This is a genomic window from Streptomyces sp. NBC_00207 (assembly GCF_045160965.1).
Lineage (GTDB): Bacteria > Actinomycetota > Actinomycetes > Streptomycetales > Streptomycetaceae > Streptomyces.
Window position 1 is genome coordinate 8,432,649 of sequence record NZ_CP130715.1, and the last position, 13,355, is coordinate 8,446,003.

General features: G+C 73.6%; 11 protein-coding genes and 1 pseudogene. 6 read left to right on the plus strand and 6 right to left on the minus strand.

Features of this window, described 5'->3' with window-relative positions; translation table 11 throughout:
- Nucleotides 1-62 precede the first annotated feature (62 nt).
- From OG472_RS39010 to thpR, 3 genes are all read right to left on the minus strand, one after another.
- Nucleotides 63-722, minus strand: coding sequence for a maleylpyruvate isomerase N-terminal domain-containing protein (locus tag OG472_RS39010; protein WP_405833852.1), 660 nt, complete (start codon nt 720-722; stop codon nt 63-65).
- 108 nt (nt 723-830) lie between these two features.
- Nucleotides 831-1,769: a class A beta-lactamase gene (gene bla, locus OG472_RS39015; protein ID WP_405942770.1), complete on the minus strand. Its 939-nt coding sequence runs from the start codon at nt 1,767-1,769 to the stop codon at nt 831-833.
- Between the two features lie 83 nt (nt 1,770-1,852).
- A complete protein-coding gene (gene thpR, locus OG472_RS39020; protein ID WP_401610483.1) occupies nt 1,853-2,437 on the minus strand; it encodes an RNA 2',3'-cyclic phosphodiesterase in 585 nt (194 codons plus the stop codon).
- Between the two features lie 258 nt (nt 2,438-2,695).
- Here thpR and OG472_RS39025 point away from each other — a divergent pair, with 258 nt between their 5' ends.
- The 5 genes from OG472_RS39025 to OG472_RS39045 all read left to right on the plus strand — a co-directional run bounded on the left by OG472_RS39025 (nt 2,696) and on the right by OG472_RS39045 (nt 9,721).
- Nucleotides 2,696-3,862 carry a glycosyltransferase gene (locus OG472_RS39025; RefSeq protein ID WP_405942771.1) on the plus strand — a complete coding sequence of 389 codons (1,167 nt, stop codon included), beginning with the start codon at nt 2,696-2,698 and terminating at the stop codon, nt 3,860-3,862.
- Between the two features lie 301 nt (nt 3,863-4,163).
- A complete protein-coding gene (locus tag OG472_RS39030; RefSeq protein ID WP_405943241.1) occupies nt 4,164-4,859 on the plus strand; it encodes a response regulator transcription factor in 696 nt (231 codons plus the stop codon).
- Between the two features lie 5 nt (nt 4,860-4,864).
- Nucleotides 4,865-6,151, plus strand: a complete 1,287-nt coding sequence (locus tag OG472_RS39035; protein WP_405942772.1) for an ATP-binding protein — start codon at nt 4,865-4,867, stop codon at nt 6,149-6,151.
- Nucleotides 6,152-6,274: 123 nt separating this feature from the next.
- A complete protein-coding gene (locus OG472_RS39040) occupies nt 6,275-7,057 on the plus strand; it encodes an ABC transporter ATP-binding protein (protein WP_405833858.1) in 783 nt (260 codons plus the stop codon).
- 111 nt (nt 7,058-7,168) lie between these two features.
- Entirely contained in the window at nt 7,169-9,721 is a 2,553-nt protein-coding gene (locus OG472_RS39045; protein ID WP_405942773.1) for an FtsX-like permease family protein, read from the plus strand.
- Between the two features lie 31 nt (nt 9,722-9,752).
- Here the strand turns inward: OG472_RS39045 and OG472_RS39050 are convergent.
- Nucleotides 9,753-10,566 (minus strand): annotated as a pseudogene (locus tag OG472_RS39050) (alpha/beta hydrolase).
- Complete coding sequence (locus OG472_RS39055) at nt 10,563-11,210, minus strand: DUF4389 domain-containing protein (RefSeq protein ID WP_405833862.1); 648 nt, start codon at nt 11,208-11,210, stop codon at nt 10,563-10,565. The pseudogene OG472_RS39050 and the gene OG472_RS39055 overlap by 4 nt, the downstream one beginning before the upstream one ends.
- A gap of 168 nt (nt 11,211-11,378) precedes the next feature.
- On the opposite strand from OG472_RS39055, the gene OG472_RS39060 reads away from it, so the two are divergent.
- Entirely contained in the window at nt 11,379-12,236 is an 858-nt protein-coding gene (locus OG472_RS39060; protein ID WP_401610490.1) for a 2OG-Fe(II) oxygenase, read from the plus strand.
- 158 nt (nt 12,237-12,394) lie between these two features.
- Here the strand turns inward: OG472_RS39060 and OG472_RS39065 are convergent, their stop codons facing one another.
- Entirely contained in the window at nt 12,395-13,342 is a 948-nt protein-coding gene (locus tag OG472_RS39065) for a methionyl-tRNA formyltransferase (protein ID WP_405942774.1), read from the minus strand.
- Nucleotides 13,343-13,355: the final 13 nt, after the last annotated feature.

The window sequence follows — 13,355 nt, forward strand, 5'->3', positions numbered from 1 at the left end:
ACCCGCCCGTGACTCCTATCGAATATCGGTGCGGGCGCGGACCGGCGTGCGGCGGATCCGGGTCAGCCGAGGACGAGGGGGAGGGAGAGGGGCGTGGCCGACCTGCCCAGTTCGGCCTGCTCCGCGCCGGTCGGGGCCCGCCGTCCGGTGCCGATCAGCAGCGCGTCCTCGTCGGAGAACGACGGGGGGAAGGCCGCGCCGGCGATCTTCTCCAGCAGCTCGCGTGACCGGGCGAGGCCCTCGGCGGGCGGTTCCGCCGCGTCCGGGAGGTGCGCGATCAGGTCGAGGTGGTGCAGGGTCCATTCCAGGACGTACGCGGCGAGGTAGTCGCCCGTGGTGAGCACCTCGCCGCGGGTGCCGACCCGGACCGCGGGATCCGCGAGTGCCGCGGCGCGGCCGGCGGCGGAACCGACGTCGTCCAGGTGGAACCTGAGCAGCCACGGCTCCTCGTAGGCGGCGGCGAGGCGGACGGTCAGCGCGTCGAGCGGGTCCTCGCCGGTCGGGGCCCCGACGAGGTTCCAGTAGGTCACCGCGTCGCGGGTCGGCTCCGAATCGGCGGGGGTGACGAGGGTGATCAGCACGTCCTGGGCATCGATGACCAGATGGCAGACGAGGTCCCGCACGAGCCACCCGGCGCAGCCGGACGGCCGCGCGAAGTCCTCGTCACGGAGTTCGGCGACCGCCGTGCGCAACGCTGCCCAGGTGTGTGAGAAGAGGTCCACGGCCGCGAGCCTAGTGCGGTGCCGCGTTTTGCCGTGCCCTGCCGTGCCCTGCCGTGCCCTGCCGTGCCCTGCCGGGACCGCCGCCGGAGTGCCGGGTTCGGCGGGCCGTCAGGCGAGCGCCGCCGCCAGCGCCTTGGCGGCCCTCGCGACCAGCGCGTCCGTACGCGGTGCGGCGGGCTCCGGCTTGGTCGTCAGCACGGCCAGCACCACCGGCGGCCGCCCGGGAGGCCAGGCGATGCCCACGTTGTTGTTGGTCCCGTACGATCCGGTGCCCGTCTTGTCCCCGATCACCCAGTCGGCGGGCAGGCCGGCCCGGAAGCGGTCGTTGCTCGTCGTGTTGGCCAGCAGCCAGCTCGTCAGGTGCTCCCGGTGCCGCGGGACCAGCGCGTCGCCGAGCACGAGCCGCCCGTACGTCCGCCCGATGGCCCGCGGGCTGGTCGTGTCGGTCACCCGCGAGGGCTCGGCCGAGTTCAGCTCCGGCTCCCACCGGTCGAGCCGCGTCGTACGGTCCCCGACGGAACGGCAGAAGGCGGTGACCGCGGTGGGGCCGCCCAGCTCGCGAAGCAGCAGGTTGGCGGCGGCGTTGTCGCTCTGGGCGATGGCCGCGGAGCACAGCTCGGCCACCGTCAGCCCGCCGGCGATGTTCTCGGGCCGCTCCGTCACCGAGCCGCCGCCCGCGGCCGTGACGTCGTCCTGCGTGTAGTGGATGCGGCGGGCGAGGAACTCGCCGTCGCGGTCCAGGTCCCGCATCACGGCAGCCACGGCCGGCGTCTTGAACAGCGAGCACATGGGGAACAGCTCGTCGGCGCGGTACAGGGCCGTCCTGCCGGTGGCCGTGTCCCGCGCGTACGCCCCCAGCCGCGCGCCGTACTCGCGCTCCAGCCCGCGCAGCTGCCGGACGACCTCGCCGTCCCTGCCGTCCCTGCCGTCCCTGCCGTCCACGCTGTGCCCGTCGCGTGACGCCGCACGCGCCGTGCCCGCCGGCAGGGCCGCGGCCAGCGCCGCCCCCGCTCCCAGAGTCAGTACTGCTCGACGGGTCTGTTCCACGTCGGCTCTCCTCTTCCCTTTGACGATCACGTGGCGACATAGACGCCAAAGATGATCAATCCGGTTCCCTCCGGCCACCCGTTTCAGTCCAGTCCGTCGAAGCTCCAGGCCCGGATGTCGCGGTAGTGGATGGGGCCGGGGCCGCGGCCCGTGTTGCTGCCGACGAGGTGGAGCCGCCGCGTCTGCCACGGGCGGCCGGTGAACGCGGCGAGCCCGGCCGCCGCCTCCACCGCGCTGGTGCGGTCGTTGCGGCGGGAGCGGGCCAGCGTCAGATGGGGGCGCAGCGGCCGCTCCTGGAAGTCGATGCCGCACGCGCGGACCGTACCGCGTACGTCGGTGGCGAGGAGGTGCAGTGCTTCGAGCTCTCCGTCGATCCCGGTCCACAGCACCCGTTCGTCGAAGTGCCCGCCGCCGCGCAGTGCCAGCTTCAGGGGCCGCCGGGCCGCGGCGAGGTCCGCGAGCGGCTCCTCGAGGAGCGGAACGGAGGTGACGGGGAGCTCGCCGAGGAAGGCCAGGGTGATGTGCCAGTCCTCGATGCGGTTCCAGCGCATGTCCGGGTACGCGTCGTAGGCCGGCCGCAGCTGCTCGGCCAGCTCCTCCTTCGCGTCGTCGGGCGGGGCGAGCGCTATGAACACGCGGACGGTCTCGGCCTGGATCTTTTCGTTCACGGAGGACTTCGTACCGTGTCCGGGCGGGTCCAGTCATCTTTGCGTTCCCGCGCGCGGTGCGGCAGGGGACGACAAAAGGAAAGGCAAGGAGGTCATGCGCTCCTTGCCACGCTCAACGTATAGCGCACATGGGGCCTTGCGGCAAGACCCCGCTCGTGCCGCAGAATCGCCGATCGAACCTGGAATCTGCGGAAGTTGGGGTTGTTCACGTTGCGTGTGTTGCTGTCGACGTACGGGTCGCGCGGAAGTGTCGAGCCGATGGCGGGCCTCGCGGTCGCCCTGCGAGAGCTCGGTGCGCAGGTGCGGGTGTGCGCGCCGCCGGATGCGGAGTTCGCGGAGCGGCTGGCCGGGGTAGGTGTCGAGATGGTGGCGGCCGGACAGCCGGTGCGTCCGATGGTGCACTCGGTGACGCCGGGCTCGGCGGTGGGGCTCGCGCAGCGCGTGGCCGACCTGATGGGCGCGCAGTTCGAGACGGTCGCCGCGGCGGCCGTGGGCTGTGACGCGCTGGTGGCGACGGGGCCGTTGCCGGCCGTGACCGGTGCGCGGTCGGTGGCCGAGAAGCTGGGCATCCGCTACGTGCACGCGAGCCACCAGCCGGTCGCCCTGCCGTCCCCCTACCGGCGGCCCCCCGCGCGGCGGGGCCGGCCGTTGCCGCCGGGGGTGAGCGACAACCGGGCGCTGTGGGAGCTGGACGCGCGGATCGCGAACGAGATGTTCGGCGAGGAGCTGAACGGCCGGCGGGCCGCGTACGGCCTGCCGCCGGTGGAGAACGTCCGCGACTACGCCTTCACCGACCAGCCGTGGCTGGCCACGGACCCGGTCCTGGACCCCTGGCGGACGACGGACCTCGACGTGGTGCAGACCGGCGCCTGGACCCGGCCCGACGAACGCCCGCTCCCCGCCGGCCTGGAGGCGTTCCTGGACGCCGGCGCACCACCGGTGTACGTCGGCCTGGGCAGCACGCCCCTCGGCGCCCCGGAGGACTTCGCGCGGACGGCCGTCGACGCGGTCCGCGCGCAGGGCCGCCGCGTGCTCCTCTCCCGCGGCTGGGCCGGCCTGGACCTGGTCGACGAGCAGGACGACTGCTTCGTCGTCGGCGAGGTCAACCAGCAGGCGCTGTTCCGGCGGGCGGCTGCCGTCGTGCACCACGGCAGCGCGGGCACCACGACGACCGCCACCGGGTCCGGCACGCCCCAGGTGGTCGTGCCCCAGGGAGGAGACGCACCGTACTGGGCCGGCCGGGTCGCCGACCTGGGCATCGGGACCGCCCACGACGGCCCGGCCCCGACCACCGAGTCCCTGTCGCTCGCGCTCGAGGCGGCCCTGGCGCCCGAGACCGGCGTTCGGGCGACCGCCGCGGCCGCCGCGATCCGTACCGACGGGGCGACGGTCGCCGCGAAACTGCTGCTCGACGCCGCCGGCTGAGCCGGCCGGCGATCCCGGTGCGGGGCACCGCCCCGGGCGTTTTGTATCGGGCGGGTATCAGGGAGCGCTTGGTCGTCCATCGAACGAGCGCGCCGGGCCGGTGGCGAACGGCCACGCCCGATGTCTGCCATATCGTTCCCTTCAGGTCCCGTCCGCGCATGGGCGCGGACGGGACCTGCCCGTTTCTCACGACCGTCCGAACAGGAGCCGTCCGCCCGTGTCCTCGTCCGCCCCGCCCCCGGCACTGGCCCCGGCCTCTCCGCCGCCCGTTCGCGTGCTGCTGGTGGAGGACGACGACCTGATGCGCCGCTCCTTCACCGTCGCCCTCGAGCGCTACGGCTACCGGATGAAGACCGCGGCCGATGGGCTGGCGGGTCTGGAGCTCTTCCGCGAGGAGAGCTTCGACCTGCTGATCCTGGACGTGATGCTGCCCGGCCTGGACGGGATCGGCCTGTGCCGCAGGGTCCGGGAGACCAGCCTGGTGCCGGTCCTCATGATGTCCGCCCGCGGCGACGGACTCGACGTCGTCGCCGGTCTGGAGGCCGGCGCGGACGACTACGTGGTCAAACCCGTGGACACCTACGTGCTCGTGGCACGCATCCGTTCGCTGCTGCGGCGGGCGACCTACGCGCCCGCACCCGCACCCGCACCCGCACCTGCCCCGGAGCCCGGCCGGGCGACCGGCGACGCCGGGCCGCCACCGTCCGCGGGGGAGACGCTGGTCTTCGGGGACCTGACCATCGACACCGGCGGCCTGGAGGTCTTCGTCGCCGGAAGCCCCGTGGCGCTGACCCCGACGGAACTGAAGCTGCTGCTGGCGTTCGCCGCCCACCCGGGCATCGTGCTGGAGCGCCACACCCTGCTGCGGGACGTGTGGGACTACGGCTGGGACGGCGACAGCCGCGTCGTGGACCTGTGCGTGCAGCGGCTGCGCAGGAAGCTCGGCCGCGACAGGATCGAGACGGTCCGCGGCTTCGGCTACAAGCTCAGGCGCTGAGGCCCGTGCGTCCGTTCCACCGGCTCCGGCCGGCCCGCGTGTCCCTGCGCTGGAAGATCGCCGCACTGGCGGCGGCCACGGCGTTCCTGGTGGTGGCGGCGGTGGCCGTCCTCGTGCACGTGTGGACCGCGCAGGACATCCGCAGCCGGGCCGAAGCCCAGGCCTTCAACACCGTGTACTCCGCCATGGCCACCTACCGGCGCACCGGAACGCTGATCGACGGTGCCGAGCTCGATCCGGCCGAGCTGCCCGTCGCACTGCGCCGCCCGGCCGACGGCGTCCGGCACGTCGCCCACGACGGGCACGTCGAAGGCAACGTGGGGCCCAGCGTCTGGGCCGCCCAGCGCACCGGCGGCCCGGACAGCCCGGTGCTCGCCGTCCGGGTCAACATGAGCTCGGAGCTCCACGAGCTGCAGCGGCTCGACGTCAGCATGGCGCTGGCCTCACTGCTCGCGCTCGTGGCGGCCGTGCCCCTCGCGGTCTACGGGGCCGGGCTGCTCGCCCGTAGGCTGCGGCGGGTCTCCGAGACCGCGGGCCGGATCTCCGCCGGCGACCTGGACGCCCGGACCGGGCCCACCGGGGGCGGCGACGAGGTGGCCGACATCGCCGCCACCGTCGACCTCATGGCCGACAGCCTCAGCCGACGGCTGCGTACCGAGCGGCAGTTCACCGCGGACGTGGCCCACGAGCTGCGCACCCCCGTCGGCGGTCTGCTGGCCGCGGCCGACCTGCTGCCCCGCGGGGAGACGGAGGATCTGCTCCGGGCCCGGGTGCGCGACCTGCGCGGCCTGGTCGAGGACCTCCTCGAGATCTCCCGGCTCGACGCCGGCGCCGAACGGCCGGTCCGCGACCGAGTCCCGCTCGGCGCGGTCGTCTCCGAGGCGGTGGCGCGTACCGGCCTCGACACCGAGGTCACCGTAGGAGTCGCCGATCTGCAGGGCGCCGACGCCGCCCGGACCGGAGAGGCGGGGGAGAGCGTGGAGACCGATCCGCGCCGCCTCGAACGGATCGTCGGCAACCTCGTCGTCAACGCCCACCGGCACGGGGACACCCCGGTGCGCGTCACCGTCGAGGGCCGGACGGTCGTCGTCCGCGACCACGGCTCGGGCTTCCCCCGGGACCTGCTCCTCGACGGCCCGCGCCGCTTCCACACGGGCGGCACAGGGCGCGGCTCGGGCCACGGCCTGGGCCTGACCATCGCCCTCGGCCAGGCCCGGCTCCTCGGAGCCGAGCTGCGTTTCGAGAACGCCCCCGACGGCGGCGCGGTCGCCACCCTCCGTCTGCCGGCCTGACCGCCCGCCCCTACACAACCGATACGAAGGGGAGCGGACGCCGATACGCGGCGGCCCGGGCCCCGATACGTTCCCCGGACACCCTTCGGAGTGCACCTTTCCGCACCCGATGAGGAGTCCTACGTGACCGCCGACCCCTTTGCCCCGCACCCGCTGCACGCGCCGACCGGGGCCGCGGCCGCCACCACCGACCTGTCGAAGGTCTACGGCAGCGGCGACACCCGCGTCGTCGCCCTGGACCGGGTCAGCATCGCCTTCGGTGAGGGCGAGTTCACCGCGATCATGGGACCCTCCGGCTGCGGCAAGTCCACCCTGATGCACTGCGCCGCCGGTCTCGACTCCTTCAGCTCCGGCTCCGTCCGCATCGGCACCACCGAACTGGGCACCCTCGACGACCCGCAGCTCACCCGGTTGCGCCGCGACCGGATCGGTTTCATCTTCCAGGCCTTCAACCTGCTGCCGACGCTGACCGCGCTGGAGAACATCACGCTCCCGCTGACCATCGCCGGCCGCCGGCCCGACCGGCAGTGGCTGGACCGCGTGGTCTCCATGGTCGGACTGGCCCAGCGCCTCGACCACCGGCCGGGACAGCTGTCCGGCGGGCAGCAGCAGCGCGTCGCGGTGGCCCGCGCCCTCGTGTCCCGCCCCTCGATCATCTTCGGCGACGAACCCACCGGCAATCTCGACTCCCGGTCCGGGGCCGAAGTCCTCGGCTTCCTGCGCGACTCGGTGCGCGAGCTGGGGCAGACCGTGGTCATGGTCACCCACGACCCCGTGGCCGCCGGCTATGCCGACCGCGTGGTCTTCCTCTCCGACGGCCGCCTGGTCGACGAGATGAGCCGTCCCACCCCGGACCGGGTGCTGGACCGGATGAAGGAATTCGACACCCGCTCGCGCACCAGCTGACCCGCCCCCGCCCCGCCTCCACCCCGCCCGCACCCCGGCACCAGCCCGAGCGCCGCACCGGCCGCCCTTCCGCCCGCTCGCACCAGCCGAGCCCGCCTCCCCAGGATCCGCATGCCCATGTTCCGTACCGCCCTGCGCAATGTTCTCGCGCACAAGGCCCGTCTCCTGATGACCGTGTTCGCGGTCATGCTCGGAGTCACCTTCGTGTCCGGCAGCCTCGTCTACGGCGACAGCGTCCACCGCGCCGCCACCGCCCGGGCGACCGCCGGATACGAGCGCATCGCTATCAGCGTCTTCCCCGAGGACTCACAGGACTCCCCGAACCGGCGGGGCGGGCCGGCCGGCATCGATGGCGGCACCGTGAACACCCTGGCCAAGGTCCCCGGCGTCGCCGCCGCCGCGGGCCGCGTCACCGGTTTCGCGGCCGTTGCCGACCGCGAGGGTCGGCTGCTCGGTCACGGCCCGTCCCACAAGGGGGGCAACTTCGCCCCGGGAGCGGCCGGCACGGACCCCGCCTACCGCTTCACCCAGGGTTCCGGCCCGGCCGGCGGCGACACGATCGCCCTCGACGAGACCACCGCCGCGAAGGGCGGCTTCCGCGTGGGCGACACCGTACGCGTCGGCACGAACCAGGGCGCCGCCTCCTACACCCTCAGGGGGGTCTTCCGCACCGACGGGACCACGCTCCCCGCCGGGGGCAGCCTGACGCTGTTCGACGAGGCCACCGCGCAGCGGCTCTTCCTCCAGCCCGGCCGCTACCAGAACGTGGACATCACGGCCGCACCCGGCGCCGACGCGCAGCAACTCCTCGGCCGGATCGAATCGGTGCTGCCCCAGGGCACCGGCGCGGCCACCGGGGCCCAGCTCGCCCGGATCCAGGCGAACCTCGCCACCAGCGACGGCGACACCATGAGCCAGATCCTGCTCGGTTTCGCCGCGGTCGCCCTGTTCGTCGCCACCCTCCTCATCTCCAACACCTTCACCATGCTCGTCGCCCGGCGCACCCGGGAGCTGGCCCTGATGCGGGCCGTCGGGGCCTCGCGCAAGCAGGTGCGCCGCATCCTGCTGACCGAGTCCCTCCTCGTCGGCGCGGTCGCCTCCGCGGCCGGCCTCGCAGCCGGCACCGGGACCGCGGCCCTCCTGCAGGCCCTCTTCGCCCCGGCCGACGCACCGGCCGGGCCGCTGGTCCTCACCCCGGGCACCGTGATCGCTTCCCTGCTGGTCGGCACCGCCCTGCCCGCGGTCGCCGCCTGGCTGCCGATCCGCCGGGCCATGGCCATCCCGCCGGTCGCCGCGCTGAGCGCGGCCGAGCCCGCGGCGCCCGCGCGCACCGGCTCCCTGCGCACCGGTTTCGGCGCCGCACTCCTGGTCACCGGTCTCGCCGCCGCCGTGTACGGGGCCCTCACCACGGGGCGGGACTCCCGGACCGTCATCGGCCTCGGCGCGGCCCTCACCCTCACCGGGACGATCGTCCTCATCCCGCTGCTGGCCCGCCCGTTCGTCGCCCTGGTCCGGCCGCTGCTGACCCGCCTCCACCCGGTGTACGGCGGCCTCGCCGCCCGCAACACCGTGCGCGACCCGCGCCGTACGGGCGCCACGGCCGCCGCGCTCGCCATCGCCCTCACCCTCGCCTCGGGCCTGTCCGTCCTCGGGGCCTCCGCCGCCCGGTACCTCGACCGGGCGACCACCCACGACTTCACCGCCGACTACCTGGTCAAGCCCGCCGAGGGCGGCATGCGGATGACCCCCGACACCGCGGCGGCCCTCAGGAAGGTGCCCGGCGCCGCGGTCAGCCCGCTCAACCAGTCCACCGAGTACCGGCTGGCCGGAACCCCCTCCGTGCTGACCGGCGTCGACCCCGCCACGATCGGCCGGCTGCTGCGCTACGACGTGGTCGAGGGCTCCCTCGACCGCCTCGCCGAGGGCCAGATCGCCGTGGCCGAATTCAAGGCCAGGGCGGCCGGCTGGCACGTCGGCCAGACCCTGCCCCTGCAGCGTCAGGACGGCGGGCGGGGCAGCGTCACCATCGGAGCCGTCTACCGGGCGGACGAGCAGAGCAACCTGCTGCCCACCATCACCGCCCCCGACTCCCTGGTCGCCCGCTACGACCCCACCCCGCACACCGCCGCAATCCTCGTCGCCACGGCCGGCGGACCCGGCCGGACCGCACTCGGCAACGTCACCCATGCCCTCGGCGACAACCCCGCCCTGGCCGTCCTCGACCAGGCGGGCATCCGGGCCCAGGACAGCGGGTCCATCGGCGACCAGCTCAACGTCTTCTACGCCCTGCTGAGCATGGCCCTGGCGATCGCCGCGCTGGGCATCGCCAACACCCTCGCGATGTCCGTCCTCGAACGCCGCAAGGAGATCGGCACCTTGCGCGCCCTCGGTGTGGACCGCGCCGGCGTGAGCCGGATGATCCGGCTGGAGGCCCTGGTCCTCGGCGGGCTCGGCGCGACGCTCGGCACGGTCCTGGGCGTCTTCCTGGGCTGGGCGCTCGGCCGCACCCTCCAGGAGAGCGTCGCCGGCTACGCGCTGGTCCTCCCCTGGGGCCGGCTCGCCCTCGGCGTGCTCGTGGCGATGGCGGGTGCGCTGGCCGCCTCGCTCTGGCCGGCCCGCAGGGCCGCCCGCGTCGACATCCCGGCCGCCACGGCGGCGCAGTAGCCGCGCGCCCGGGCGCGCCGTCGTGACCTGCTCAGCAGTCGGCGGGCCCGGCACCGGGCCGGGCGAGGATGCGCCGGAGCCAGGCGGAACGGGCGTCGCGGGCGTCGCGGCTGAGCGCCGCCTGCGGTGCGAAGCCGTCGAAGCCGTGGAAGGCCCCGGGCCACACGTGCAGTTCGGCCTGGCCGCCGGCCTGCCAGATCGCGTTCGCGTAGGCCACGTCCTCGTCCCGGAAGGTCTCGGCCGACCCGACCTCGATGTGGGCCGGGGGCAGCCCGGACAGATCCGTGGCGCGGGCCGGGGCCGCGTAGGGCGGCAGGTCCGCGGCGCCGTACCGGTCGCCCAGCAGTGCCTGCCACGCGGTGGCGTTGGAGGTCCGGTCCCAGATGCCGAGGCCGGCATCTGGTGGCTGGAGACGGTGTCGCCGCGGTCGTCGAGCATCGGGCACAGGAGCAGCTGCCCGATCGGTGCCGGCCCCCCCCGCGGTCGCGGGTGAGCAGGGCGAGTGCCGCGGCGAGTCCGCCGCCGGCGCTCTTGCCCCCGATGACGATGCGGTACGCGTCGACGCCCAGTCCGGCCGCGTGCTCGGCCACCCGGACGAGTCCGGCGTAGCAGTCCTCCACCGGGCCCGGGTACTGCGCGTGCGGTGCCGGCCGGTACTCGACGGAGACGACGGCCAGCTCCAGGGTCATTCCGCCGCCGTGCAGGTAGTACAGCACCGGCAGCGGGCCCGCGACTGCGGCGGGCCGTGCGCTCACGAGCGTGACGTCCGGCTCGCCCGGCGCTCCCGGCACCACCAACGGGCCGCGGCATCCTGCTCCTGCCCGGTGTCCGAGCGCGCGGTTCATACGGCGGTCAGCTGCTCCTCACCGCCCATGTCGAGGCGGAAGGGCGGGTACGCGTCCGTCATGAGCGTGGCGTACGCCGTCACGCGGAGCACCCACCGGTTGAGCCCGATCACCAGGTCGAACAGGTCCCGCGGGTACTTCTCGGTGAAGGCCAGCGTGACGACCGCGATGAGCGCGAGCAGGCCGATCAGGCCCGCGCTCCACCAGCCGCCGTGCGCACCGGTGAAGAAGCCGATCACGAGGTAGTGCGGAATGGCGAGCAGCCACCACTTCACCAGGACCAGGCCCCGGGAGAGGTGTTCGGGGTAGGCGATGTCCAGCCGGGCCGGGTAGTCGGGTTCGGGTCCGAGGCTGAAGGGCGGGTACCGGTCGGTGCCCAGGGCGGCGTAGGAGTAGTAGGAGACCCGCCAGGACCATCGGAGGACCCCGAGGTTGAAGTCGAAGAGGGCCCGCGGATACCGCTCGGTGAAGAGGATGGCGAAGAAGGCGATCACGCAGATCACGAGGAAGGCGATCCACAGGAACGCCAGCACGATGTAGTGCGGAATGGCCATGATCCACTTGACCAGCCACAGCCAGCGCGAAAGCGGTGCGTCCAGTCTGGCCGTCACCGTTACCGGCGGGTAGGAGGTCTGCAGACTCATCGCGCTCACCTCATCGGCTCACCCCCCTTCCCATCATCCCGGCTGTGCGCACCGCCCTCCACTCGGACGGACCCGGAGCGCGGGGAGGCGGGGCGGGAGCGGCGTACTCCTGTGCGCCCCCGTGTGCTCCTTCGATGGTGCGGGCCGCTCCGCTTACGGTTCCGGGCCATGAGTGGATACGCGAAGGAACCGGCCACCCCGACGGAAATCAGCACCCGGGACTTGCCTCCCTCCGACCGGTGGTCCACGACCCCCGTCATACCGGCCCCGGTCTGCCGCTTCGAGAACTTCCTCGGCGAGGAGCGCGCCGCCGGCCTGCTGGCGTACGCGATCTCCCGGCAGCCCGACTTCAACGCGGGAACGGTCCTGGACCCCCTGTCGGGCCAGGTCTCCCACAAAGGCCGCAGCTCCCTCGTCCTCCCCGTGACCAGCTCCGTCTTCAGCCGGCACCTCGCCGACTGCCTGCCGCTCGTCCAGGAGGTCCTCGGTCACCAGGCCGCGCTCACGCAGACCCTGACGGTCCTCACCGCGCACGGGGAAGGAGGCCACTACGGCATCCACACCGACGCCTCACGGGTCCGCGACGTCGGCACGGCCGTGTCGGCCGTGTACTACCTCCACCGCAGGCCCCGTGGTTTTGAAGGCGGCCAGCTTCGTTTGTACGACACCCAGTTCCACGAGAGCGGACCGCAGCCGGCGGAGACCTACCGCACCATCGAACCCGAGCACGACACCATCGTGTTCTTCCCGGCCAGCGCCTTCCACGAGGTGGTCCCGTCCACCTGCCCCAGCGGCCGGTTCGAAGACCACCGGTTCACGCTCACGACGTGGATCAGCGACACCGAGTCCGCGCCTACGACACCCGACACCCCGTTCCGGATCTGGCAGTGGATGGCCCGCGCGGCCGAACACACCCGCCCGCTCGCGGACATCACGCGCGACCACGACGGCGCCAGGCCCATCGCCCTCCCGGCCGCCGATCCGGACACCCGGCTCACCCTTCCCGCACCCCGCACGGCACCCTGAACGAGGTCCTCGGCACCTGCCTGCTCGTACACAGCCGCCGGCAGCCGCATGCGGACGGCGCCCGGGACCACCGTCGGGCCGACGGTGGCCCCGGGCGCCCCGTCAGGGCGGCGTCGTCAGGACCTAAGCGTTACGGGCGCCCCGTCAGGGCCGACGGGTCAGGCGCGCCCGGTCAGGTATCCGCCCATCGAGGTGAAGTACTCGGCCGCGGGCAACTCCCGCCCGTCCTCGGTCCGTACGCGCGTGATGGCCAGCCCGTGGTTGCGGCCGGTCCGGGCGTCGGCGCCCGCGACGATCACCACGCCCTCGCCCTCGCGGTAGAAGATCCGGCCGGGCGTGCCGCCGTAGCGGCCCTCGGACACGCAGGCGGACAGGACCTCGAGGCGCCTGCCCTTGTGGAAGGTGAAGGCGCTGGGGTACGGCTCGGACTGGGCGCGGACCAGGCGGTCCAGGTCCTCCGCGGGCCAGGTCCAGTCGATGCGGCTGTCCTCGAGGGACCGCTTGTGGAAGAAGCTCGCCCGGGACCGGTCCTGCCGGGTGAACTCCGTCCGCCCGGAGGCGATGAGGTCGAGGGCTCCGACGGTGACCGGGGCGATGAGGTCGACGGTCCGGTGGAAGAGGTCGGTGGCGGTGTCCGTCGGCCCCACCGGTACCGACTCCTGCCGCACGATGTCCCCGGCGTCGAGTTCGTCGTTCATCATGTGCGCGGTGACTCCCACTTCGGTCTCGCCGTTGATCAGCGCCCAGATGAGGGGCGAGAAGCCGGCGTACTTCGGCAGCAGCGAGTCGTGCACGTTCAGCGTGCCGTGGCGGGGGAGCCCGAAGACCCTAGGGGGCAGCCAGGTGCGCCAGTTGTTGGCGACGATGATGTCCGGATCGGCCTCCTTGAGGCGCTGGAACAGTTCGTCGTCGTCCGGGCGGTTGCGGAGCAGGACCGGGACGCCGTGCTCTTCGGCGAGGTCGGCGACGGAGTCGCTCCAGATCTTCTCGTAGGCGTGCTCGCTCTTCGGGTGCGTCACCACCAGCACCACGTCGTGCTCGGAGTCCAGGAGGGCTTGCAGGGTGCGGTGCCCCCAGGTCTGGTAACCGAACATGACGACCCGCATGGGGTTCCTCCTC

Bases quoted from the DNA above. Each gene is read 5' to 3' on its own strand.
- OG472_RS39025 (WP_405942771.1), top strand. From the start codon at position 2,696: ATGGCGGGCCTCGCGGTCGCCCTGCGAGAGCTCGGTGCGCAGGTGCGG.
- OG472_RS39030 (WP_405943241.1), top strand. From the start codon at position 4,164: ATGCGCCGCTCCTTCACCGTCGCCCTCGAGCGCTACGGCTACCGGATG.
- OG472_RS39045 (WP_405942773.1), top strand. From the start codon at position 7,169: ATGCCCATGTTCCGTACCGCCCTGCGCAATGTTCTCGCGCACAAGGCC.
- OG472_RS39055 (WP_405833862.1), bottom strand. From the start codon at position 11,210: ATGAGTCTGCAGACCTCCTACCCGCCGGTAACGGTGACGGCCAGACTG.
- OG472_RS39060 (WP_401610490.1), top strand. From the start codon at position 11,379: ATGAGTGGATACGCGAAGGAACCGGCCACCCCGACGGAAATCAGCACC.
- OG472_RS39065 (WP_405942774.1), bottom strand. From the start codon at position 13,342: ATGCGGGTCGTCATGTTCGGTTACCAGACCTGGGGGCACCGCACCCTG.